21 protein-coding genes are annotated in these 24,397 nt (G+C 47.3%); 9 read left to right on the top strand and 12 right to left on the bottom strand.

Annotated features, from left to right (window positions below; genetic code table 11):
- Positions 1 to 248: 248 nt before the first annotated feature.
- From tatC to BTV99_RS08475, 5 genes are all read right to left on the bottom strand, one after another.
- Positions 249 to 1,121: a twin-arginine translocase subunit TatC gene (gene tatC, locus BTV99_RS08455; protein ID WP_075101933.1), complete on the bottom strand. Its 873-nt coding sequence runs from the start codon at positions 1,119 to 1,121 to the stop codon at positions 249 to 251.
- Positions 1,121 to 1,765, bottom strand: a complete 645-nt coding sequence (gene tatB / locus BTV99_RS08460; protein ID WP_075101934.1) for a Sec-independent protein translocase protein TatB — start codon at positions 1,763 to 1,765, stop codon at positions 1,121 to 1,123. Before tatB ends, tatC begins: the two co-directional genes overlap by 1 nt.
- Positions 1,766 to 1,827: 62 nt before the next feature.
- A complete protein-coding gene (tatA, locus tag BTV99_RS08465; RefSeq protein WP_075101935.1) occupies positions 1,828 to 2,094 on the bottom strand; it encodes a Sec-independent protein translocase subunit TatA in 267 nt (88 codons plus the stop codon).
- A 399-nt stretch (positions 2,095 to 2,493) separates the two neighbouring features.
- Complete coding sequence (hisIE, locus tag BTV99_RS08470; RefSeq protein ID WP_075101936.1) at positions 2,494 to 3,336, bottom strand: bifunctional phosphoribosyl-AMP cyclohydrolase/phosphoribosyl-ATP diphosphatase HisIE; 843 nt, start codon at positions 3,334 to 3,336, stop codon at positions 2,494 to 2,496.
- A gap of 125 nt (positions 3,337 to 3,461) precedes the next feature.
- The gene (locus BTV99_RS08475; RefSeq protein WP_075101937.1) at positions 3,462 to 3,893 is read right to left on the bottom strand and encodes a thioesterase family protein; all 432 of its coding nucleotides are present in this window, start codon (positions 3,891 to 3,893) and stop codon (positions 3,462 to 3,464) included.
- A gap of 511 nt (positions 3,894 to 4,404) precedes the next feature.
- On the opposite strand from BTV99_RS08475, the gene rpmI reads away from it, so the two are divergent.
- From rpmI to BTV99_RS08500, 5 genes are all read left to right on the top strand, one after another.
- Positions 4,405 to 4,602 (top strand): 50S ribosomal protein L35, encoded by a 198-nt coding sequence (gene rpmI, locus BTV99_RS08480; RefSeq protein WP_011281253.1) that lies wholly within the window; start codon positions 4,405 to 4,407, stop codon positions 4,600 to 4,602.
- 131 nt (positions 4,603 to 4,733) lie between these two features.
- Positions 4,734 to 5,090 (top strand): 50S ribosomal protein L20, encoded by a 357-nt coding sequence (rplT, locus tag BTV99_RS08485; RefSeq protein ID WP_075101938.1) that lies wholly within the window; start codon positions 4,734 to 4,736, stop codon positions 5,088 to 5,090.
- Between the two features lie 340 nt (positions 5,091 to 5,430).
- Positions 5,431 to 6,486: a phenylalanine--tRNA ligase subunit alpha gene (gene pheS / locus BTV99_RS08490; RefSeq protein WP_075101939.1), complete on the top strand. Its 1,056-nt coding sequence runs from the start codon at positions 5,431 to 5,433 to the stop codon at positions 6,484 to 6,486.
- 102 nt (positions 6,487 to 6,588) lie between these two features.
- Positions 6,589 to 9,006 (top strand): phenylalanine--tRNA ligase subunit beta, encoded by a 2,418-nt coding sequence (pheT, locus tag BTV99_RS08495; RefSeq protein ID WP_075101940.1) that lies wholly within the window; start codon positions 6,589 to 6,591, stop codon positions 9,004 to 9,006.
- A 245-nt stretch (positions 9,007 to 9,251) separates the two neighbouring features.
- A complete protein-coding gene (locus tag BTV99_RS08500) occupies positions 9,252 to 9,551 on the top strand; it encodes an integration host factor subunit alpha (RefSeq protein ID WP_075101941.1) in 300 nt (99 codons plus the stop codon).
- A gap of 223 nt (positions 9,552 to 9,774) precedes the next feature.
- On the opposite strand, the gene BTV99_RS08505 is transcribed toward BTV99_RS08500, so the two are convergent.
- Complete coding sequence (locus BTV99_RS08505; RefSeq protein WP_075101942.1) at positions 9,775 to 10,134, bottom strand: hypothetical protein; 360 nt, start codon at positions 10,132 to 10,134, stop codon at positions 9,775 to 9,777.
- A gap of 589 nt (positions 10,135 to 10,723) precedes the next feature.
- Between BTV99_RS08505 and BTV99_RS08510 the strand changes: the two genes are divergently transcribed.
- The gene (locus tag BTV99_RS08510) at positions 10,724 to 11,611 is read left to right on the top strand and encodes a neutral zinc metallopeptidase (RefSeq protein ID WP_075101943.1); all 888 of its coding nucleotides are present in this window, start codon (positions 10,724 to 10,726) and stop codon (positions 11,609 to 11,611) included.
- Positions 11,612 to 12,076: 465 nt separating this feature from the next.
- On the opposite strand, the gene BTV99_RS08515 is transcribed toward BTV99_RS08510, so the two are convergent.
- The 3 genes from BTV99_RS08515 to trxA form a co-directional block, all read right to left on the bottom strand.
- Positions 12,077 to 12,316 (bottom strand): hypothetical protein, encoded by a 240-nt coding sequence (locus tag BTV99_RS08515; protein WP_075101944.1) that lies wholly within the window; start codon positions 12,314 to 12,316, stop codon positions 12,077 to 12,079.
- Between the two features lie 617 nt (positions 12,317 to 12,933).
- Positions 12,934 to 14,202 carry a transcription termination factor Rho gene (gene rho / locus BTV99_RS08520; RefSeq protein WP_075101945.1) on the bottom strand — a complete coding sequence of 423 codons (1,269 nt, stop codon included), beginning with the start codon at positions 14,200 to 14,202 and terminating at the stop codon, positions 12,934 to 12,936.
- A gap of 551 nt (positions 14,203 to 14,753) precedes the next feature.
- On the bottom strand, positions 14,754 to 15,119 hold the full coding sequence (trxA, locus tag BTV99_RS08525; protein WP_256713761.1) for a thioredoxin: 366 nt from the start codon (positions 15,117 to 15,119) through the stop codon (positions 14,754 to 14,756).
- A gap of 288 nt (positions 15,120 to 15,407) precedes the next feature.
- Between trxA and BTV99_RS08530 the strand changes: the two genes are divergently transcribed.
- Positions 15,408 to 16,121, top strand: a complete 714-nt coding sequence (locus BTV99_RS08530; RefSeq protein ID WP_075101947.1) for an RluA family pseudouridine synthase — start codon at positions 15,408 to 15,410, stop codon at positions 16,119 to 16,121.
- A gap of 193 nt (positions 16,122 to 16,314) precedes the next feature.
- Here the strand turns inward: BTV99_RS08530 and BTV99_RS08535 are convergent, their stop codons facing one another.
- On the bottom strand, positions 16,315 to 17,265 hold the full coding sequence (locus BTV99_RS08535) for a D-2-hydroxyacid dehydrogenase (RefSeq protein WP_075101948.1): 951 nt from the start codon (positions 17,263 to 17,265) through the stop codon (positions 16,315 to 16,317).
- 311 nt (positions 17,266 to 17,576) lie between these two features.
- Between BTV99_RS08535 and rapA the strand changes: the two genes are divergently transcribed.
- Positions 17,577 to 20,465, top strand: a complete 2,889-nt coding sequence (rapA, locus tag BTV99_RS08540) for an RNA polymerase-associated protein RapA (RefSeq protein ID WP_075101949.1) — start codon at positions 17,577 to 17,579, stop codon at positions 20,463 to 20,465.
- A 438-nt stretch (positions 20,466 to 20,903) separates the two neighbouring features.
- Positions 20,904 to 21,806, top strand: a complete 903-nt coding sequence (locus BTV99_RS08545; protein ID WP_075101950.1) for an acyl-CoA thioesterase II — start codon at positions 20,904 to 20,906, stop codon at positions 21,804 to 21,806.
- A 134-nt stretch (positions 21,807 to 21,940) separates the two neighbouring features.
- Here BTV99_RS08545 and mutY read toward each other — a convergent pair whose 3' ends face one another.
- Both mutY and ylqF read right to left on the bottom strand, forming a co-directional pair.
- Entirely contained in the window at positions 21,941 to 23,176 is a 1,236-nt protein-coding gene (gene mutY / locus BTV99_RS08550; protein WP_075101951.1) for an A/G-specific adenine glycosylase, read from the bottom strand.
- Positions 23,177 to 23,394: 218 nt separating this feature from the next.
- Complete coding sequence (gene ylqF, locus BTV99_RS08555) at positions 23,395 to 24,351, bottom strand: ribosome biogenesis GTPase YlqF (RefSeq protein ID WP_075101952.1); 957 nt, start codon at positions 24,349 to 24,351, stop codon at positions 23,395 to 23,397.
- Positions 24,352 to 24,397 lie beyond the last annotated feature (46 nt).

The following is a 24,397-nucleotide window of genomic DNA, read 5'->3' on the forward strand; positions in this document are numbered from 1 at the left end:
CTACCTAAAATACTAACGGTGTCAACATCTGCTGACACGATGGATGAGTAAAAAACGATCGAAAAATCTGCGGACAAACAAGACAGGACAACAGCTATAAGGGCAAAGCCATAGGGTCAAAAACCATAAAGGCAAAAAAAGCCACTGCATAAACAATGGCTGGCGATGAGGTCGATGGCGCTTGTCAAATACCGATAGTCGTCAGAGGCGTAGCTTATCATCAACGGCGTTGTTTGTTGTCCAAGGTATTACTTTTTATCCAGTTGACTCTCATTTGCCAAAGCAGGGCGGCGCTCTTCTTTAATCAAAATCTTCGCCAAAAACAGCCCCAGCTCAAACAGCAGCCACATCGGAAAAGCCAGCATCAACATCGACACCCCATCAGGTGGTGTCACCACGGCCGCGATGGCAAAGCAGCCAACGATGATATAACGGCGTTTATCCTCTAAGCTGTCAATGGAGACGATACCGGCCAATATCAACAGTAAGGTGACGACTGGTATCTCAAAGGTCAAGCCAAATACCATAAAAAGCTTTAATGCAAAGCTCAAATAACTGTCGATATCTGTCATGGGTAAGACGTTTTGCGGCGCAAAGGTAATAAAGAATTTCAAAACCCCTTTGAGCACAATAAAATAAGAAAATGCCACCCCAGCATAAAACAATACGATAGAAGACATCAGCACTGGAATGGCGACTTTTTTTTCTTTTTTGTACAGACCTGGGGCGACAAATGACCAAATTTGATACAAGATATAAGGCATGGCCACAAAGGCGGCGACAAAGATACTCAAGCGTATCGGCGCCATAAAGTTTGAGGTGATATCGGTAGCAATCATTGTCGAGTTGGCAGGTAACTGCGCGACCAATGGGTCCGATAACAGGTTATAAAGCTCGCGTGAAAACCCAACTAAGGCCAAAAATACCACCAGCACCGCCACGCATATTTTGATCAGATGACGGCGTAAATCAATGAGATGCTCGGTGATGGGCATATCGCCAAGCGAGCTTAACATATCCCCATCATCGCTATCATAAGCCATATCGGCTGAGCGGGTTTTTTCTGTCCCTGTATCGCCGATTTTTTCTTGTCGGCTTTTTTTGCGTTTAAACAAATCCATCAGTCGGCCTCCTGCATCTGGGCAGACGCTTGTGAGGCGTTAGGATTGGCAGGCGCGCTATTTAATAGGATATCTGCTTGATAATTGGGGAGATAGGGGGCAGCGGGTAGGCGGCGTGCTTTATCATAATCACCGAGGCGAAACCACATGTTTTCCCAAGGTTTGGTCATGATGGGCGGTGCTGTTTGCTGATCGATGCCGTCAGAAGGCTCATTATGCTCATAGGCGTGCGCAAATGCTGTTGCCACCTCAGGCTGCTCGTTTACGGTATTGCGCGCAGTATCAGCCTTGTGACGCGCTGTATCATCGTTAATCACAGGCTGATGCTCTGCATGCGGATAGGCTGTTAGGGCGCGGTTCTGTGACGACTCAAACTCTTGCATACTGCCGCGCATCTCTGCCATTTCACGTCTCATCTCCGCCTCTGTCTGACGGATTTTTGCCAGCTCTTTTTGCATTTGTTGCCGAGTCTCGGCCAAGTCAAGCTCAGCCTCTATTTCCGATTGTAGGGTAGAGACAGTACGGCGAATTTTGGCATACCACTGCCCAGCCGTGCGCGCCGCTTGCGGCAGCTTTTCGGGGCCCAAGACGATCAAAGCAATCACGCCAAAGAGCAGTAATTCAGAAAACCCAATATCAAACATAATGGTGGATTGTCACTATCTAGATGCTAGCGGCATTATACCTAGCATGGTATTTGCTATGATCAATGATGCTTATCGTCAGTAGGGAGCGTGCTGCTATGCTCATCGACTTTATTAGGTGCTTGGCGCTCTGCTGGATGAGCTGCGCCGTCGTGATCGAGTACCACTTGCTTTTTGGCATGCTCAGCATTTTCGTCTTTGACTGCGTCTTTAAAGCCTTTGACCGCACCGCCCAAGTCTTTGCCGGCATTTCTAAGCTTTGAGGTGCCAAATACCACCACCACCACCACCAGTAATATCAGCCAATGCGTAATAGAAAAACTGCCCATAATGATATCCTTAATGTCTGAGACCTCATGTCTGAGATTTCTGAGTGTGAATGCTGCTCTTTAGTTGTTGGCATCAGTATTGCCGCCACCGCGCTACTGTTATTTTATAGAATACTGATCTATTTGACAAAAATACAGACATAACGCTGACGTAAAAATACTATTATACCTTGCCCTTATGACAAAAAGGTGAAAGTCGCAACAATCACACAGAGTAAATAGGTAGTGGCACTTTTGTTTTCGACATATAGTCAATCCTAAATAAAACAGAGACATTATATATCAACGTGGAACTGGTCTAAATTTTCCTTGCGTGCTATGCCTACGCAGACAGAGGCTGCGAAAAATTTATCCCAGTCCTACTGTATCTTTTTTATACTGAACTCACTATATGATAGGTTATCTCGACGCTTTCTCATCGATGCCTGAGAGACCAAAGCGTCGGCCCAGCTCGTGTAAGATGGCGTCTGACTCGATATCAAACCATGCCAGCCCGACCAACGTATGAAACCACACGTCAGCCACTTCATAGACAAGCTCATGACGCGCGGCATCATAGTGTGCTTGATCGCCAGAAACGTCACAGATAGCCAAGTCTTTGGCAGCGATGATGCTCTCGGTGCTCTCTTCGCCCACCTTTTCTAATATCTTGTTTAGGCCTTTTGCGTACAAGCTTGCCACATAAGAGCTGTCAGCATCGGCGTGTTTGCGCTCTGCTAATACCTGATCTAGTTGCTGTAAAATCGAGTTGGTATCGATCTTAGTAGTCTCTTTTTTAGTAGTCCCTTTAGTGCTGGCATCGTGACGTTGGGGGTTAGAGACGGCCTCGGCAGCCGAAGTAGACGCATAAATCTCTGCCGGATCTTTTAATACTTTATCCACCGTTTGCCATTGAGGCTGCGCGCCTGATAAGTCTAAACGCTGATAAAAACAAGACTCACGTCCTGTATGACAGGCGATGCCGCCCGCTTGTGTCACGCTCAGCACAATCACATCTGCATCGCAGTCTAAGCGGATATCATGGACTGTCTGGGTGTGACCTGACGATTCTCCTTTGTGCCATAACTGACCACGCGAGCGCGAAAAATACACCGCTGTCTTTGTCTCGGCGGTAAGCTGGAGGGCTTCGTTATTCATCCATGCCATCATGAGGATACGCCCAGATTTATGATCTTGAGCAATAGCGGGAATCAAACCATCAGCATTAAATTTTATGGCGGCAAGCCAAGCAGGTAAAGTCATAATATGTCTGTCTTGTGATGAGAAATAGGAAATAGATAGTTAGTGGGGCTGTGCTCGACCCTCTATGTGACATTTTGGCCTAATGGTGATAGGGGTTCAGAGCGTCAAGGGCATCACAGCCTAAATCAATGCGGATATAGCGCCGCTTTTGTGTCTTTATCCAAGGCGGCGGTTTTGTTGAGGTGAAAATCGTAGTTGATAAAATGGATCCGTGCCTTTGCCACCACCTCGCCACCATACATACGCGATATTTTGATGATCATATGGCCGCCGTTATCATACAGCGGCTCGACCCCCACCTCAAACAACAGCTCTTCGCGCGCCCGTACACGGCTATTGGTGGTTAGCTGTATGCCATCGATGATCAGTCCTCGATGGTCCGCATTGATCTCTTGTATACCTTTTGCATGCAAAAACCGATGCCGCGCCTCACAAAGCAGAGCGGTCAACGCTTCAAACGAGATATGCTGACTCCTATCGATTTCAGTATGACGCACTCGCATCACTGTCTCAAATACAAATAGGCTGTCATCAAAGTCTAACTCTTGATTTGACACGTTATCTCCTAGAGTGATGGCAGGCAATGATGGGGGTTGCCAATCATGTTATAGGTGTACAGCGTCAGAACGGATTATGGTCATAAAACGGATGAGCATAATACCGAGTCAATGGCTATCGTTACTGGCATACAATTCGTGCACGATAAGCAGTCAAGCCAAACCTCTACTTAAGCACAGCTTTGTCTCACATTCAATCTATTTGCAAAAAAATCCCCGATTTTATGACCCGACTTTATGACCCGATCCTATAAAGTGTATCGCCGTCTTTGCGGCAGGCTATTGGGCGGAGTGTAGGGGAGCCATAGTGATATACGCTTACTAAAAGCGCTGGCTATATAAACAGCTGAGCGCTTGGGCGAAAATTCACTTGGCAAAACAGAGCGCTATCTGCTAAAATAGCGCCTCCCACCTCGAGGCAAATAACAGTTTAGTGGTTGTTTTTAAAGCCACTATTTATGACTGACGATTTGACGACCAGGTTCTATCAAAGACAAAGAGGCAACTCATCATGAAAGTTAAGATGAAAACCAGAAGCGGTGCCGCTAAACGCTTCAAAAAAACAGCGAATGGCTTTAAGCGTAAGCAAGCCTTCAAAAGCCATATCTTGACCAAGAAATCAGCTAAGCGTATTCGCCAGTTGCGCGGTCTAAAGATGGTGGACAAGTCTGACGAAGCAGCAGTTCGTCGTATGTGCCCATACATCTAATAGCCTATGGTCACTTAGCTTTAATGTATTAAAGGTATTTGACTTTGCAATCTGATAACGATGTCTGGTATTCACTTATATAATGACATCGTGATTCGTTTCATAATGATTAAAAAATCTTGGAGTAATTTATGGCCCGTGTAAAACGTGGTGTACAGGCAAATCGCCGTCACAAAAAAATCTTAAAGCGTGCTAAAGGCTACTACGGTGCCCGTTCACGTGTTTACCGCGTAGCGGTACAGGCAGTGACCAAAGCTGGTCAATATGCTTATCGTGACCGTCGCAACAAAAAACGTACTTTCCGTCGTCTTTGGATCGCACGTATCAATGCTGGTGCTCGCATCAACGGCTTAAGCTATAGCCGCTTTATCAATGGCTTGAAAAAAGCAAACATCGCAATCGATCGTCGCGTCTTAGCTGACATCGCTATGCATGATGCAGCTACTTTCACCGCATTGGTCGAAAAAGCAAAAGCGGAATTGGCCTAAATATTACCCTTTCCGTTAGGTGGCTTGCTTTTTTAGCAAATACCTAGATGGATCGGACTAATATTGATTAATAGTACGATATTAATAAAAGCTACCGCTGGTCGGTGGCTTTTTTTATAGTAAATTATTTTGGCGTCATCACTATTGCGGTTAAACACACGCATTTTTGCTAAATATCTATTTTGCTAGATATATATGTCTACATATTCAAGCCATTAGCATCACTCATGATCATCGTGAGATAACCGAGCAAATGGTTTGCAATATTTGGTCAAATCCCTACAATTACCAAGCACCATACTTACTTAATAGTCCGTTTAAATCAGGAATAATGCGTCTTATGACTACCCCTGCTGCTATCACCGATTTGTCGGCGCTACCGACCTTGTCCTCAGAGCTTGATGAGCTAAATGAATCACAGCTCAATGAGTTTGCCAGTGCTGCTGAAGCGCTAATTTTGCAAGTAAATGACGCGCGTACCCTACAAGACTTGCGTGTACAGCTAACGGGCAAAAAAAGCTCGCTTACCGGCTGGTCAAAACAGATGGGTAAGCTTGGTAGCGATGACAAAAAAACCTACGGCGGCTGGTTGCACAGTGTGCGTAGCCGTATCGGACAGGCGCTCACCGAGCAGCAGCAGCAGCTAGAAGTCGCTGCATTGAATGCCAAGCTTGCAAGCGAGAGTATCGATATCACCTTGCCGGCGCGCGGTGGTCAAAAAGGCCATTTGCATCCAGTGACGATGGTGACCCAGCGTATGCAGCAGTACTTTGTGCAGGCTGGTTTTAACGTCGCGACAGGCCCTGAAGTTGAGAGCGACTACTATAACTTTGAAGCGCTTAATATTCCCTCCCATCACCCTGCGCGCGCGATGCACGATACGTTTTATTTTGATGCGCACTACTTGCTGCGTACGCACACCAGTCCGGTACAGATTCGCACCATGGAAAAGAACGAGCCGCCGATTCGTATCATTTGCCCAGGCCGCGTCTATCGTAACGACTCAGACCAAACGCATTCGCCGATGTTTCACCAGCTAGAAGGGCTGATGGTGACCGAGTCGAGCACCTTTGCTGAGCTAAAGGGTTTGATCAGTGAGTTTTTAGAGGCGTTTTTTGCCAAAGAATTGACTGTACGTTTTCGTCCGTCATTTTTCCCATTTACTGAGCCTTCTGCTGAAGTGGATATCCTCGATGACAATGGCAAATGGCTAGAAGTGATGGGCTGCGGTATGGTGCATCCGCAGGTGCTGACCAACTGCGGTATCGATAGCGATAAATACACCGGTTTTGCCTTTGGTATGGGTATTGAGCGCTTTGCCATGTTGTATTATGGCATCGATGACTTGCGTTTGTTTTTCCAAAATGACGTGCGCTTTTTAAAGCAATTTGGCTAGAGTGCTTTTTTTATATAAAAAGCGCGCCTTGTTGATATAACAAGTGTATGTGCCAAGCTTTACTCCAACATCTTTATTACAAAATTCTGATCCGAGATATTTATGAAAATTAGCGAACAGTGGCTACGTCAATGGGTGAACCCCAATAATACCAGCGAGCAATTGGCCGAACAGCTGACCATGGCAGGGCTTGAGATTGATGATCGCTTTGCCGTTGCCCGAGCCTTTAGCGGTGTGGTGGTCGGTGAAGTCATCAGTGTCGAGCCGCATCCTGATGCCGATAAGCTGCGCGTCACGCAGGTAAATATTGGTGAGTCTGAGCCATTACAAATCGTCTGCGGCGCGCCGAATGTGACGGTCGGTATGAAAGCGCCTGTTGCTACCGTTGGGGCGGTACTGCCGAGTGATGATGTCAGTAATGGTAAATCAGGCTTTAAGATTAAAAAAAGTAAACTACGCGGCGTGGCCTCAAATGGTATGCTATGCGGTGCTTCTGAAATTGACCTAGTCGATGATATAGATGGCCTACTTGAGCTACCTGAAGATGCCCCAATTGGCACTGATATCCGTGACTACCTAGGTTTAGACAATCAAATACTCGATATCTCTATCACGCCAAACCGCGGCGACTGCTTTAGCGTCCGCGGTATTGCCCGTGAGATATCAGTGATCAATGATCTGCCGATGCAGCAGCCGGAGATTGCCACTGATGTAGCGGTAACGGACAATGATGCAACGCCTGCGGTCACCGTTAGTGCCATTGAGGCTTGCCCACGCTATCTCTTACAATCAATTAGCAATATTGATCGCAGTATCGATACGCCAAAATGGATGGCTGATGCCTTGGTGCAGTCAGGACTACGCTCGCATAACTTTTTGGTGGATGTGACCAACTATGTATTGATAGAGCTTGGTCAGCCATTACATGCGTTTGATGCCGATACCATTCAAGGTGATATCGTGGTGCGTTTGGCGCAGCCTGCAGAGACATTGACGCTACTAAATGAGCAAACCATTACCCTAACTGGTGATGAGCTGGTGATTGCCGACGATGAGGGCGTGCTTGCCTTAGCGGGAATCATGGGGGGTAAGCGCAGTAGCGTCACCGATAGCACCACCAATATTATTTTAGAAAGTGCGTTTTTCAATCCGTTGGCTATCGCGGCGCGCGCGCGTCGTTTTGGTTTGCATACCGATGCCTCACAGCGTTTTGAGCGCGGGGTAGACTTTGAGCTGCCAGCGCTTGCTTTGGCGCGTGCTGTTGATTTGATTACTAGTGTCACAAGCGGACAAGCTGGGCAAATAGTAAAAGTAGAAAACAGCGAGCACTTGCCAGCCCGTACGCCGATTACCTTGCCAATCAGCAAAGTCCGTGAAGTCGTCGGTATCGAGATAGAGCCTGCGGTCATGGTGCGTATCTTAACCCAGCTGGGCTTTGAGGTCGCGCAGCAAGCAGAGAGTCTAATCTGTACGCCGCCGTCGTATCGTTTTGATATGAGTATTCGCGAGGATCTTATCGAAGAGATTGCCCGTATCTATGGTTATGACAATATTCCAAGCGTCCTGCCGCATCTGCAAGTCAGTATGGATTATGATGATACGGCTGATTTGACGCATGAGATGAAGCTGGCACTCGTCAATAATGGCTATATGGAAGCGATTAGTTTTAGCTTTAGTGATGCCAAACTTGAGACGCTACTTGATGATGAAGCGTTAGGTGAAGTGTTGGCATTGGCCAATCCGATCTCAAGCGATCTGGCGGTCATGCGCCGTACTTTGCTTTCAAGCTTGTTGCCTTGTGTACAATACAACCTCAATCGTCAGCAGCCGCGTGTACGTTTTTTTGAAACGGGTCTGAGCTTTGTCGGTCAGAGTGTCAGTGACTTGGTGCAGACGCCGAGCATGGCGCTGGTCGCAGTTGGCGATATTTGGGATGAACAAGCTTACCAAAACCGAGCTTTAGATTTTTATGATCTCAAGCACGATATCGAGCAGCTACTTCCAGCCCAAATCGATCGTGCGCGCGTACGCTATGAGCGCAGTCAGCTAGCGTTTTTGCACCCTGGTCAAAGCGCCAAGCTATATATCGATGATATCTATGTCGGCTGGTTGGGTCAGCTGCATCCGAGCACCGCAAAACAGCTGGATCTGCCTGCCACTTGGGTTGCCCAGCTATCGCTTGCGCCGCTGCTTAACTTGGCCCGCGAGCAGCATGACATCACCACGCCAAGTAAGTTTCCACAAGTGCGCCGTGATATCGCCATCTTGGTAGATACCGAGATTAGCCTACAGACGCTAGAGTCGACGGTGCGCCGTGCTGCTGGAGCCTTATTGAGTGATATGTGGTTATTTGATGTCTATCAAGGTGACAAAGTACCGACAGGTCAGCGCTCGCTTGCATTTGCTCTGATATGGCAAGATTTGTCACAAACCCTATCTGACGAGGCAGTAAAAACTGCCACTGATAAAGTCGTTCACGCTTTGATTGAGCAGCATTCAGTACAGCTGCGTGACAGCTAACCTCTATACCCGAAAACTAATAACGCATCATGGCCTTTTTTAATTAAAAGGCTGTGGTGTCTTATTTGTCAAAAAAATTATGATCGAGACGTTTTTTGTCTAAAAAATGGTAAGTGGTTATTAATAAAAGAGATTTTATAACGTCTATATTAAAAAGACCACAAAAAACCTTTATAATAACTGCTATCCCCTCATACCGCTAAACCATGATATTCGACATCACGACATAGCATAGGAGTCGTACTGTGAGCACTTTAACCAAATCTGACATGATTGAGCACTTGATGAGCCACCTAAACCTAACGCGCCAAGATAGCCGCTGTTTGGTAGAGCGCTTTTTTGAGGAATTGTCAGAGAGTTTGATCGATGGCAAAGAAGTCAAGCTTTCAGGCTTTGGCAACTTTGAGCTAAAAGACAAAAATAGCCGCCCTGGTCGCAATCCAAAGACAGGGGAGCCCGTTGCCGTATCTGCGCGCCGAGTGGTGACCTTTAAGACAGGTCAGAAATTTCGCCAGCAGGTTGATGAGCGTTTGTTTGATGCTTAGTCTTTGTCTATACACATAGGCCTGCTCAGAGAAAAAGAACCAAAGATAACGCTGTTTAATAGGGACTTTTTTGGGTATCTCTTATCTACTAGCTTAGCACAAAAAATCGGTGTCCATCTAGTTAGCAGGCTATCCTGCTATCATTTTGCTTAAATAGCAGATATAAAAAAAGAGAGCATAGGCTCTCTTTTTTACTACAGTGTTTATTGTGTGACCAATAAAATTACTGAGCTTCTTCAACAACCACTTCGTCAGCTGCATCAACAGCTGCAGTGTCAGTTTCGCTAGCTACATCAACGCTAGTAGTAGTACCGTCTACAGGTACTTCAGCGTCCATTTCGTCAGTTGCAGTTGCAGCTTGTGCATCAGCGATGTCAGCTTCAGCTTCAGCAGCAGCAGCTTCTGCGTCAGCAGGTACAGCTTCGCCGTCAGCAGCAGCTTCGTTTAGCTCTTCTTGAGCGTCTTGTACTTCTTCTTGTGCGTCAGATAAATCTTCAGCAGCGTTTTCAGTGTTGCTGTCACAGGCAGTTAGGCCCATAGATGCAGTCATGATACCAGCTAGAGCAAGTAATTTAAGGTTCATAGTTGTTTCTCCGAAAAAATGAAATGAGCAGTAGTAGTAACAAAAGCCAAAAAAAAGGTCGAAATCTGATGTTTTTCAGAGTTCAACTAATCTTAGTTACAACTACTCAGCTTTCACGCATTCTATATGTTTTCTTTCTGAATGGAAAGAGGCTGTACAATTAAGTAACAATAAAATTGTAAATGTAATTTTATATCTCAAACCTCTCATCATCTCTTAGAAAATGACACAAAATAATATGCGTATAATCAATAAGATCGGCTTATTATAAAAGCATATTTGCTGTCTTGATATTCTTTAACTGTTGGTGTTGTGTAGTGCTTTCATTGAAGATGGCTGGTATTCGGTAATTGGCGTATTGCGGTCAGTAAATTTTACGATAACGTAATCAATTTCGGCTTTGTTTTTGTGCTGTATCTGTTAAAGGCTACTGATAGGCATATAAAAGTCATAAAACATAATAAGCAAAAAGCTTGGGGACACCGTAAAAGCTAGGTACGACAATGAGTCAGACAATAAAGACCTAAAAATACTTGTATAAATGGTCGATAGTATGATGGTATAAATCATATATTTAAGGAGAGAAGGTATGAAGTGGCAAGGTAGGCGAGGTAGCTCAAACGTGCGCAGCAGTCGCGGCGGCGGTAAGATGATAGGGGGTGGTATCGGCGGTATTATTATCGCGGGTATTTTGTGGTTGGTTTTTGGGGTCAACCCCATGACGGCATTACAGACAGGGCAAGTGGTGGCAGGCGGTGGCGGCAGTACGGCGAGTGAGCCTGCCACCAGTGACGACCGCGATACGCAGTTTGTCAAAGTCGTATTGGCCGATACAGAAGACGTTTGGCATCAGATATTTAATGAAGCGGGCAGTACGTATCAAGAGCCGTCGCTCATATTGTTTAATGGTCAAGTCAGCTCTGCTTGTGGGAGTGCCAGCGCTGCAACAGGGCCATTTTATTGTCCGGGGGATCAAACCATTTATTTGGACACGTCGTTTTTTGTGGAAATGCGTCAAAACCTAGGTATCTCAGGCGATCAGCAAGGCTCAGGGGATCAAGATAACCAAGGTAAGGCAGGCGACTTTGCGCAAGCCTATGTGATATCGCACGAGGTGGGCCATCATGTGCAGACGTTGCTTGGTATCACTCAGCAGGTGAATGAGGCTGGTCGTCAAGTCAGCCGCGCACAGGCCAATAAGCTGTCGGTCATGCAAGAGTTACAAGCGGACTGTTTTGCTGGGGTATGGGCGCAGCGTAATCAGGAGCGCGTACAGTTCTTAGAAGCAGGTGATATCGATGAGGCCATTAATGCTGCAGGCCAAATCGGTGATGATCGCCTCGCTCGCGCGAGCGGCGGCGCGGTTGTACCAGATAATTTTACGCATGGTACCAGCCAACAACGTGTGCAATGGTTTACCCGCGGTCTGCAGAGTGGCAATGTACAGGCATGTGATACCTTTAGTGGCGCTCTATAACGCTGATAGGTTAGAGTTGACGCACTCTAAAAAGTATATGACGTTACTGGTATCAGTCTGCCTTACGTGCTGGGTCGTCTACGCGGCCAGTAGCGGTGCAACCTACATTTAAAGACAGTATCTGAGTCGCGCACTTAACGGTATCATCCTTTTGTTGTGAATGGGCTATACTTAATTGAACGATTTTTTAGCCATATATCTGATGTATTCTGATTTGATCGTTGTTTAAAATAAAAATACATGCCTGCTAATCGCAAAAGGCCTGCAATGATTGCAGGCCTTTTGTTTGTCTTTACATACTATTTAGACAGCTTATGAGAAAGTTCACCTCATTGTCTTTTAAGCTCAAAGCGTCTTTACTTATCTAAGCTTAAAACACTCAGAAGATATGTCTTTGAAAAGACTGGTCTAACCAAACTGCTTGAAGTGTTGTCTAGAAGTGCTGTCTATCCGTTATAAACCAAATTATCTGGTTTGGTCTAGGATGTAAGCGCCAGCGCCACCTACAGCAGCACCGCCTAGTGCACCGCGAGCGATATCTTTACTGTCGCCGCCACTTCTGATCAAAGCGCCCGCTGCTGCGCCCGCTGCTGCACCTTTAGCGGTATTGCTCAAGCCAGAGTTGTAGCCATTGGTCGCACAGCCGCCCATGATCAAAGCAGAGCTAGTAATGGCAGTCATTGCGATAGTTTTAGCAAATTTCATAATATCACCTGTCAAATTATCAAGTTGGGTCAAAAGAAGAATACGAGATTTTTAGTGCTATGTGTTTGATATAAATAAACCATACCAAGCGAATCCAGCAATTGTCTTAGAATAATCTGTATTGCTATCGCAAGACATAAGATTATATTAAGGGTTTTCAATATCTCAATACGTGTACTGCTATCGCACCCGATAGCAGAGTATATCTATACTAACGCTTATAGTAACCCATCAATTCGTCTCTAGGCGTAGTAAAAGCGCTAAGCTTTGCAAGCAAGCTGTAAAAGATGTTTCCCCACTGTATCCTTGGTAGGGGTTTTGCTTAGTGTCATTGTATTTGTATTGATAATACGCTAACTGTTTTTGTCACTGCCAGCGCTATCTATGTTTAAAAATAGGGCAGCTATATTTGCTTCGTGTGATATAGGCGATCCGCTATAGAGGCTGCAATTTTCTATTTAGCACTTACTATAGCTTGTCGTCTGGCTATATTGCTACGACCCAACGTACAAAAACCGCCCTAAGGCGGTTTTTGGTATTTGTCTTTCATATCTATAATCAATTCATGTCAAAAATGACATGGTGCTATTGGTATGAATAAAGCTTGTCATCGCACATTAGTTTTGTGATTTACGCTTCATTTGTTCAAAAAACTCATCATTGGTTTTGGCTTCTTTTAGGCGCTCAAGCAAGAACTCAGTGGCTTGGACACCATCCATTGGCTGTAGCAATTTGCGCAAGATCCAGACTTTGCGTAGCTTATCTTCATCAAGCAGGCGCTCTTCGCGGCGAGTACCAGATTTTTTGATATTGATCGCTGGGAAAACGCGTTTTTCGGCCAAGTCACGCTCAAGGGTAATCTCTTGGTTGCCGGTGCCTTTAAATTCTTCAAAGATGACGCTGTCCATTTTGCTACCGGTGTCAATCAAAGCACTGGCGATGATGGTCAAGCTGCCGCCTTCTTCGACGTTACGCGCCGCGCCAAAAAAGCGCTTAGGACGCTCAAGGGCATTGGCGTCTAGACCACCGGTCAACACTTTACCAGATGATGGAATGACAGTGTTATACGCACGAGCGAGGCGAGTGATGGAGTCAAGTAAGATGACCACGTCTTGCTTATGCTCGACCAAGCGCTTGGCTTTTTCGATGACCATTTCGGCAACTTGTACGTGGCGCTGCGGCGGCTCATCAAAGGTTGAGGCAACGACTTCACCGCGCACGGTGCGCTCCATCTCGGTCACCTCTTCTGGGCGCTCATCAATGAGCAAGACAATAAGGTAGCATTCGGGGTTGTTGCGGGTGATAGACTGGGCAATCGATTGCAAAAGCATGGTTTTACCGGCTTTTGGCGGCGCGACGATGATAGAGCGCTGGCCTTTACCAATCGGGGCAATCAGGTCGATGATACGGCCTGTCAAATCCTCGGTCGTACCGTTACCTAATTCTAGCTTTAACTGCTCGGTGGGGAATAAGGGCGTGAGGTTTTCAAAAATCAGCTTGTGACGCGAGCGATCGGGTGTATCAAAGTTAATCTCGCCGACCTTTAGTAGCGCAAAATAACGCTCAGAATCCTTTGGTGGTCGAATCGTCCCAGCGATACTGTCGCCTGTCTTTAGGCTAAAACGGCGGATTTGGCTGGGGCTGACATAAATGTCGTCAGGACCTGCCAAGTAAGAGCCCTCTGATGAGCGCAAAAAGCCAAAGCCATCGGGTAAGACCTCGAGCACGCCGTCACCATAGATGGCTTCGCCGTTACGGGCGTGGGTCTTTAAGATAGCGAAGATAATGTCTTGTTTACGGCTACGCGCCATATTATCAAGACCCATGTCTTTGGCGATGGCCAATAGCTCAGAGATTGATTTTTTCTTTAGTTCAGTTAGATTCATAGGTAGGTCATTAGCAATTGATCAGATGAGAGATGCCATTAGCAGCACAAGTCACGACATTGATTAAAACAACGATAGTATGGCGATAGAGGGCGCGAGCACAGAGCCAGAGTTATGTAGTTTGGGTATTGCGTGTTGACTTATATACAAGTTGCAAGAATAGAGTGCAAGGTAATAAGAAATAAGGATACAGAAGGCTACATAAGAGTCTGCGTCAAAAACTCAGTATCAGTAATTGTGTTTAGTCATTTCGTTCAGTAATGGTGTTTATAATGACGATTGTGTTTTTGTTGATAAACACGAGGAGAATAGCGACAAGACACTTAGGAAAACGGTTCGTTTTCTCTTGTCAGCAGACTATACGGTCTTCACAATGGCATTGTCAATGAATTTTGCCAAAAAAGTCGTATTAGTGGTTTTTTTGCATAAAAAACGAGCAAAAAACCATTATCTTAGCAGGACAATGGTTTTTTACTGATTGGCATCTATTATGATGTGTAGATACTCTCAGCAGATAGACTGACACAAGCGTATCCACACTGAAGAAGTGCTTATAGATGCTTATCAAGAACTTTGGCTAGCTCTGCTTTTGGCTGTAGGCCCATGACTGAGTCAACTTTTTCGCCGTCTTTAAAGACAAATAGCGTTGGGATATTACGGATACCAAAGCGGCTGGCGGCTTGTGGGTTATTGTCGACGTCGACTTTGACGATTTTTACTTTGCCTTGGTACTCGCTGGCTAGATCTTCTAAAATAGGCGCGATGGCTTTACAAGGGCCACACCACGTCGCCCAAAAATCTACCAATACAGGCAGGTCTGATTGCAGCACGTCTTGGTCAAAGTTTGCATCGGTGGTATTTACGATTAGGTCTGACATAGTTATCTCTCTTGTTTTATTGTCTTTATCGTCGTTTATCAAATTATCGCTGCTTTGTGTAGCTAAAGACCAGCGGTATAAAGTAATGATAAGCGGCTAAAGAGTCGTTTCGAAATGGTGAAAATGTGCCATCATATTAACATGTTTGTTCTTACTTGACAGATGCAGGCTGGTTAAATTGTTTAACAATTACGATTGGTACAATAAATCGAAACACAACCATACAGCCAGTGAGTGCGCTGTCACTTGTCACTTTTTGGTTTTTTTTCTATGTCATAGCCTCTATCATGTCATCTTTACTCTCATTTATATAAGTAACCGATTTTTATGCCTTTTACTGAAGAAGAAGTCAACGCGTTAAACCAACAAGAACGCGCGTATCCGCTGGCGTTTTTTAAAACATTTGCCCAAGATATTACAGTATATGAAGATGACGATATTTGGGTGGTGGATAAGCCAGCGGGCCTCCTCAGCGTCGATGGCAAAACCCTCAAAGTCAGCTTGCTTGCGCGGCTTGAGCGCGTCAATCCAGCCGTCAAACTCATTCACCGCTTGGATATGGACACCTCAGGGCTACTGATTTTTGCCAAAAATGCCGCTGCCCAAAGCCATATTAGTAAGCAGTTTATTGAGCGGTTGCCACAAAAAAGCTACCAAGCGCGCGTCTTTGGCCAATGGGAAAGTATTGGGGCGACCGGTAATATATCGGTGCCGGTACGTTATGAGCCCACGACCAAACCGCGCCATATCGTCGATCACGATTGGCCTAAACAGGCACTGACTTTATATGAGGTCTTGGCTCACGAAATGTGCAATGATCAGACCGTCACACGCGTGTTACTAAAGCCGGTTACGGGCCGTAGTCACCAGTTACGTGTGCATATGGTCCATGCCGGTCATGTGATGATTGGTGATCCGATTTATGCCGAAGGGGCGGCACTGATGATAGCCCCGCGGCTAAACTTGCACGCACAGCAGCTACGCCTAAAGCACCCGACACTGGGTGCGTGGATGGACTGGGAGAGTCCGTGCCCGTTTTAATCTGGCCACTCAACCAGATGATGACTTAACCACATGACCAATAACGATATCAATGATCGCATCATGCTGAAGTATCGCAATAGTATCGCAACATAAAGGACGACTGGCCACGGTTTTGCGGTTAGGGCGAGCCCTCGTTTTTTACCTGCTTTAAAATGAAGGCACGCCCTAGTATCTTGCCTGCCAGCTATATTTAGGGTTGATGATAGTGTTCGATAAAGTCGCTCACCTGCTTAGTTAATATCTGCCATAAGGTCTGTTGTGCGCTTTTGCTGCCCCAAGCATTGTGCGGGCTAAATATCACCCGTGGATGCTCGCTGAGGCTGAGTAGCGGATCATCTGCCGTGATCGGCTCTTGCTCAAACACGTCGCTGGCGTAGCCGATGATTTGCTCGTTATGGATGGCAGTTGCCAATGCTTGACTATCGACGATGCCGCCGCGAGCAACGTTGACTAATAAGGGCTGCTTGGTCATTTTGGCCAAGGTGTCCTTATTGATAAGATGCTGGGTCTGTTCGGTCAATGGGCAATGTAAGCTCAATACATCTGACTGCACCAGTACGTCATCAAAGGCGGTATAGTCTGCACTGCGCGGTGCACGCCCTTGATGCTCCGCCCATAACACCGTCATGCCAAAGGCGCGTGCAATCTCGGTGACGCGCTTGCCGATAGTACCGACGCCGATGATGCCGAGCGTCTTGTCTTCTAAGTCGATCAGCGGTATGTCGAGCAAGCAAAAATTGCCATTGTCGCGCCATGTACCATCGGCGACTTTTTGATGATAATGAATGCCTGCACGCATGGCATTGAGCATCAGCATAAAAGTATGCTCAGGCACGCTTTTGACCGCGTAACCTGCGACGTTATAAAGGGTGACATGATGTCTGTCACAAGCGTCTTGATCGACGTTGTTCATCCCTGTGGCAGTCAGCTGAATCAGCTTGAGGTTGGGCAGTTGACCGATCACCTCGGCGTCTATTTGGACTTTGTTGGTGATGATGATATCGGTGTCACGGCAGCGCTCGAGGATGACGTGGTTGTCCTTTGGCGTGTCATGATAAGTCACGTAATCTGTAATTCCAGCTGGGGCTGGCAAATCGATACCGTCCGAAAAAGTACCCTTGTCTAAAAAAACCGCTCGCATAGTGACTCCCTGATGAATTGATTGTTGTATTGATTTTTTCTATGGTTTTAAGGCTTTGTGGGTTTGAGGCTTAATGTAGCATGTCGGTGGGTTTAGTCAAAAACCAAACCATAAAAACCTGAGAAACCCAAGCGCTGTCACAATTGTCTACTTGAAAAGTCAACTAAACGCACTCATCTAGCCGCTAACGTTATATAATGGTCTACCTTAGCTGTCGACTAAATGGGTGTTACCCTATGCACAGCCATCATTAGCGGCCATTGCTATCTATTTTATTTCTTATTACCTGAGTACAAAAAAGACATCGCCTTATGACTACCTCTATCGCTTCATTGCACAGTACTGAATTCGCCGTTGGCCAACGTTATTTATCTGATACAGAGTCTGAGCTTGGCTTGGGTGTGGTCATCGATGTGGATGATCGCTGTGTGCACATCTTGTTTCCGCAAAGCGAGGAGACACGTGTTTATGCCAAAAACTCAGCGCCACTGTCGCGCGTGGTATTTAAGGCGGGCGATAGCATTTATGACCAAGATGGCAACGGCTATACGGTCAATGCGGTAGACGAGGTGATGGGTGTGCTCAAGTACAGCGTCGATGAGCATGAGCGCGGTATCATGGAAACCCGACTCGCGGCCAATATCACGCTTGCCAAGCCGCTTGAGCGTCTGCTCGCTGGTCGCATCGAGCGTGGCGACTGGTACGAGCTGCGCCAAGACATCTTGCGCATGCAGTCGGCGCTGGCAGGTCATCCGCTCAAAGGCCTAATGGGCGCGCGTGTCGATATTATCGAGCATCAGCTGTATATCGCTCACGAGGTCGGCAAGCGTATCGCGCCGCGTGTGCTTTTGGCCGATGAAGTGGGACTGGGTAAAACCATCGAAGCGGGCTTGATCATTCATCAGCAGCTAATCACAGGAAAGGCTGAGCGCGTACTTATCTTGGTGCCAGACAGTCTGCAATACCAGTGGATGATCGAGCTGCGTCGCCGCTTTAACCTAAATTTTGCGTTGTTTGACTTGGTACGTACTGCTGCGATCAAAGAGCATGATCCTGAACAAAATGTTTTTGCCACCGAGCAATGTATCATCGCGGGTATGGATTTGTTGCTTGACCATCCTGATTTGTACGATCAGGCGATGGAGGCAGGATTTGATCTATTGGTCGTCGACGAAGCGCACCATTTACACTGGGATGAAGAGCAGGGCGGCAATGACAAATACGACTTGATTGCTGACTTTGCTGAAGAGACGCCTGGGGTGATGCTACTGACTGCAACGCCTGAGCAGCTCGGCGCGCAAAGCCATTTTGCGCGTTTGCGCCTGCTGGATCCAGATCGTTTTGATGATTTGGACGAGTTTATTGATGGGCAAGAAGCCTTTGCTGAAACCGCCGCCGTCGCTGGCGTGCTGATAGAAGACAAGCCGCTAAGTGATGGGCAAATCGCGGCTTTGAGCCATTTATTAGACATTAGCATGGATGAGCTGGGCGCAATCAATGACGATGAGCGCTTGCGTACTTATGCCCTTAACGAGCTACTGGACCGTCATGGTACCGGCCGTATCTTATTTCGCAATACCCGTGAGAGTGTCAAAGGGTTTTATGGACGAAGCCGTCAGCCGTATCCACTACCCCTGCCTGAGGCATGGGTTGATAGCTACCAAACCAAGGGCAAACTGCGTGAGCAGCTGTGGGGCGAAGAAAACCAACCCGATGGTGGCTGGCTAGAAGATGATCCACGTGTGTCTTGGTTGATTGATATCTTGCGCGGTGAGCTAAAGCATCAAAAAGTGCTATTGATCGCTCGTAGTGGGGCGACGGTTGAGAGTCTTGAGGCGGTACTGCGCCTACATGCAGGCATTAAGACTGCTATCTTTACCGAGCAGATGACACTGCTTGAGCGTGACCAAGCGGCGGCGTTTTTTGCGGATTCCGAGGGCGCGCAGATATTGCTCTGCTCAGAGATTGGCTCAGAAGGTCGTAACTTCCAGTTTGCCAGCCAGCTGATACTGTGGGACTTACCTGCCAATCCAGACACGCTAGAGCAGCGCATAGGCCGCCTAGACCGTATCGGTCAGACGCAGCAGATTATGCTTCATATCCCTTATGTGCAGGGCACCGCGCAGGAGCGTTTATATCATTGGTATGACAAAGCGCTCAATATGTTTAGTCAGATATCACCGACCGCCCAAAGCGTGCAAGAGCAATACATTCAAACGCTAAAACCTGTGCTAGAGAATGCTGATACGCCCGACAACCGTGCCATGCTACAAGACATCATCACCGAAGCGAAAAAAACCCGCCTAGGGCTAGAAGCGCAGCTACAAGCTGGCCGTGACCGTCTGCTGGAGTACAACTCGTGCCGTCCACGTGTCGCTGGGCGTATCAAAGATGCCATGATTGACTTTGATCAGCACAATCTGCTGCCACACTTTATGGAGCGCTTTTTTGCTTCTGCCAATATCGATCATAGTATCCAGCGCGATGGCTCGTGGGTCATCGCTCCTATCGATAGCACTGAAATCAGTGAGTACATCGATGGTCTGCCACTGGGCGATGAAGATGGGATGACCTTGACCTTTGATCGCGAGCAGGCATTGCTGCGTGAAGATATCGACTTTATTACCCATGAGCATCCGCTGATGCGCGCGATTTATGAGTTGGCCAGTACCAGCACCTTTGGCAATACCACGGTGGCGATGCTAAAAAGCGCGGTCGTGCCACAAGGCATGGTGCTGCTCGAGGTAAACTTCCGTGTCGAGGCCATCGCGCCAAGAGTGCTCAATCTGCCTGCGACCATTACCACGCAAAACATTCGGGTGTTTATCAGTGAGCAAGGCAATGATCTGTCAGCGCGCATCAGTAGCGATATGATCATGCCGCACATCGAGCGACTGGACAAAAACCGCGCCCGCCAAGTCATCAAAGTACGCGGTGATGTGATCGAGCAGCGTTACTACGACGCCGAAGAGATCGCCCGCCAGCAGCTGGCAGAAATCGGTGAGCAAGCAAGCGCCCGTTTCAATCAGCAGTGGTCGCGTGAAATCAAGCGCCTAAAGCATCTACAAACCATCAACCCCAATGTACGCCCAGAAGAAGTAGAGCGCTTAGAGCAGCTAAAAGCACAAGGCGAGCAGGCATTAGGCAACCTATCGCTGGTACCAGACTCTATCCGCGTATTGGTAGCGGTCAAGCCATAAACGAAGCATAGCAATGAAAACGAGATGCGCCGATCATCTCGTTTTTTTTAGGCCGATGCACTGATGCTGCGATAGATACCTCTGCCTCAAACCTTGTGATAGCCAAGCGTGTGCATCAGCCATCAGCGGATGTTTTTGTCATAAGATAAAAAAGGCGGTCAAGACTGGCGGGTAAGCGACTCATAACTGGTCAAAGCGCGGGATATTGGGTAATATGTTTAGCCTTTCAGTGGATAATAAATACGTGTATGGCGCTGCTATCGCTGTATTTTTACGCTAAAATTTCGTTCTAACATCTCTCTTGTGTATTTTTAGCAAGTGATTTCATATTATTTTACATTCAAACGCAGCAGGTTTGCCGCTATATCATCTGGCTATCATTAGGTGGGTTGGTGCAGGCGCGCCGCGTTTTTGATAAAAATAAGGAAACCTATCGTCATGTCTGATTATTCGCAACTGATTGATGAGCTGCTTGCTACCGTATCGCTTATTGAAGTGAGCCCTGATGTCTTTGAGGGGAAAAGCCATGACTATGTGGGCAGTCGTATCTTTGGTGGGCAAGTCTTGGCGCAAGCAATCATGGCAGCTGCCCATACGCTGGATAAAGACAAACCCTGCCATTCACTGCACGGCTATTTTTTGCGTGGCGGTGATATCAACCAGCCAGTGATTTATCGAGTACGCCGTCTACGCGATGGGCGTAGCCTCTCTGCGCGTGAAGTGACCGCGATTCAGTACAAAGAAGTACGCGGCAAAGCGCCTATTGAGCAAGTGATTTTTTCGATGATTGCCTCGTTTTCGCCGATGGAGGAGGGGCTTGAGTATCAAGAAGATATGCCCGTCTATCCGCCACCAGACGACCTGCTCGCCGAGCAAGATTTAAAAGAAGAGTACGTTGGCAAAGTGCCAGATGCGCTCAAAGCGCGTTTTATGCGTCGTCGTCATGTCGAGATTAAGCCTGTCAAACCGCGTGACCCTATCCATCCTGAGCCGATGAAACCAAAACAAGCCAACTGGCTGCGTATCCGCGAGCTGGGCAATCAGCCGGTGGCGATTCAGCAAGCGCTATTGGCATTTTCGTCTGATTTTTACTTAGTCGGCACAGGGCTGATGTCGCATGGGGTCAGCTTTATGACCAGTGGCTTACAAGCGGCCAGTATCGACCACTCGATGCACTTCCACCGTACCTTTGACCTAAATAATTGGCTACTATACGACATGTGGAGCGATACCACCTCTAATGCCAAAGGCTTAAATCATGGGCAGTTTTGGCAAGATGGTAAGCTCGTCGCAACGGTGCAACAAGAAGGGTTGATGCGTCTGCGGGTGCCTAAATCTTAAATAAAAAAATACAAACTATGCCAGCGTGCTACTGGTATAAATTTTCCTTGCGTGCTGCGTGCCCAGATGCTGCACAAAATTCATCCCAGTAGCACTGTCACTGTGTTTATTTATAGTGGTTCGACCACACTTACTTACATCTCTAAAATCTTCACCATCGCCCGCGGTAATCCTAGCGTTGACCGCGCATCATCTGCGGTCAACCAATGAATATTAATCTCTGCTGCTTGCAAGGCTGTGCTCAATGCGGTTGTTTGCTTATTGTCTAAAGTGACGGATCGCGGCGTCAAATACCAATGAAAGTGGGTCAATGAGTGCTTGATAGGCGCATCATCAAGCAAGGTTTGATTAATGGGTGCGACTATCACATTATGCTTATCTAACCACTCATGAATAATCTGCTCAGCAGTGGTAAATTCTGCATCAAAGACTTTTTCGTTGCTGGTCACTAGGCGTAGTCTCTCGGCGCTGGTGTCTGGTTTGTTCGGTGCTGGCTTACCGCTTGCTTTGCCAGCGATTTTTTCTACAAACTGTAAAGGCAAGCTCCATAGTCCGCCCCAAATACCATTGTCAGGGCGCTGTAGCCATAGTATTTTGCCGTCCGTATCCTTGATGATAAGCGCGTTGCTAAACTTACTGGGCTTGGGCTGTTTTTTTGCTTTGACTGGATAGTCGGTTTCGCGCCCCTGTGCATGGGCAAGACAATCCTCTTGTAGTGGACACAATAAGCAGGCAGGCTTGCTACGCGTGCATAGCGTTGCGCCCATATCCATCACCGCCTGCGCAAACCGTCCTGAGTCATCGACAGGCGTTAAGCGCTCTGCCAACGCCCATAGCGTCTTGGTGGTGGCAGACTTGGTGATATCGCCATCGATCGCCGCCCAGCGGGTAAGGACGCGTTTGACATTGCCATCACAGATAACGCCATACTTGTGCAAGCCCATCGCCATAATCGCCCCAGCGGTCGACGGCCCAACGCCAGAGATGGCTTCCCAGCCCGCTAGCGTCTGCGGAAAGTCACCGATCTCGTCAATTATCTCGGCCAGTTGCTTTGCGCCTTTATGCAAATTACGCGCGCGTGCATAGTAGCCAAGCCCCGCCCAATGCTCGGCAACCAAGTCCCATTCTGCGGCGGCCAAATCCTGCACACTGGGAAAGGAGTCCATAAAACGCGCAAAGTAGGGCAACACGGTGGTGACTTGTGTCTGCTGGAGCATGACTTCGGATAGCCAAACGACATAAGGATTGGGGGTGTCAGTCTGGTGCTGTTGCCACGGTAGGTCATGACGGCCATTTTCGGCAAACCAATCGAGTAGGCGCGGGGCGAAGGTGGTTAATGATGAGCTTGACTGAGAAAAATGAGTAGGCAAAAGTATTCCTTGTAAAGCAAAATTGGTGTTTTGTAGGGGTAACTAAGATGGTTTATGGGGCGTAATGAGGATTGCTGCAAGCAGTATTGGATAAGATTTGTTTCGGGTGTTTTTGTCTAAACATCAATGGTGGTCAACGATAATATATATTGAAAGATAAACATGACGATAAAACAGGGGCGCTAGGCGCACCCTGCGAGCTATATAAATAAGTGAGTTTATTTACGATTTTTCCGCGTTTTTAATCGGCGCAAGCGCTTTTCTTCTTCACGAGCTTTCTTTTTTTCTTCTGCCGCCAGACGTTGTTCGGCGACGATGATTTCTTCCGCTTCGATCATCGCTGGAGTCTCAAGGGTAATACGCCCAAGCTTGGCACTACGTAGCTCATTAATCAAAATCTCAGACATGCGGTAGGTATCAACGACTCCGCCTTTTTTGATAAATCCTCGGTTACGCCCTGCCATTTCAAAAAACTCCCAATCAGTCTTGGGCAGCTCGTCAATTTTATAGCGAGTTTTTAGCAGCTCAGGATAAGCGCTCAGCAAATACTCAGCGGTATAGCTGGCGACATCGGCGAAGTCAAACGCGGTATCGCGAATGCCGCCGGTCGCTGCTAGTCGATAGCCAGAGTTTTCGTTTTCGACCTTTGGCCAGAGCATACCAGGGGTGTCATAGAGCATGATGTCATCATCGAGTTTGATCAGCTGCTGCGACTTGGTCACCGCAGGCTCGTCGCCAGTTTTTGCTACTGCGCGCCCTGCTAAGGTGTTGATCAAAGTCGATTTGCCAACGTTTGGAATGCCCATGATCATGGCTTTGATCTGGCGACCCGTGCCAACTTTGTTGGGCACCATTTTTTTGCATAGAGCGATGATGCGCTTGACGTCATCGGCTTTGTTATTGTCACACGCGATGGCTTTGACACCCGCTTGCTGCTCAAGGTGCACCATCCATGCTTGGGTCAGATCAGGGTCGGCGAGATCGGCTTTGTTTAATATCTTGATGACGGGTTTTTCGCCGCGTAGTGCTGCGACCATGGGGTTTTCGCTACTATAAGGAATACGGGCGTCAATCACCTCGATGACCACATCCATCTGCGGCATGATTTCTTTGATTTCGTTACGGGCTTTGTTCATGTGCCCAGGGAACCATTGAATATTCGCTCTTTTATCCATCTGCTTTCATAACCTTTTATAAAAAATGCTAAAAGTAAGACCATCA

Source organism: Psychrobacter sp. Rd 27.2 (genome assembly GCF_001921755.1).
In the GTDB taxonomy this organism is placed as follows: domain Bacteria; phylum Pseudomonadota; class Gammaproteobacteria; order Pseudomonadales; family Moraxellaceae; genus Psychrobacter; species Psychrobacter celer.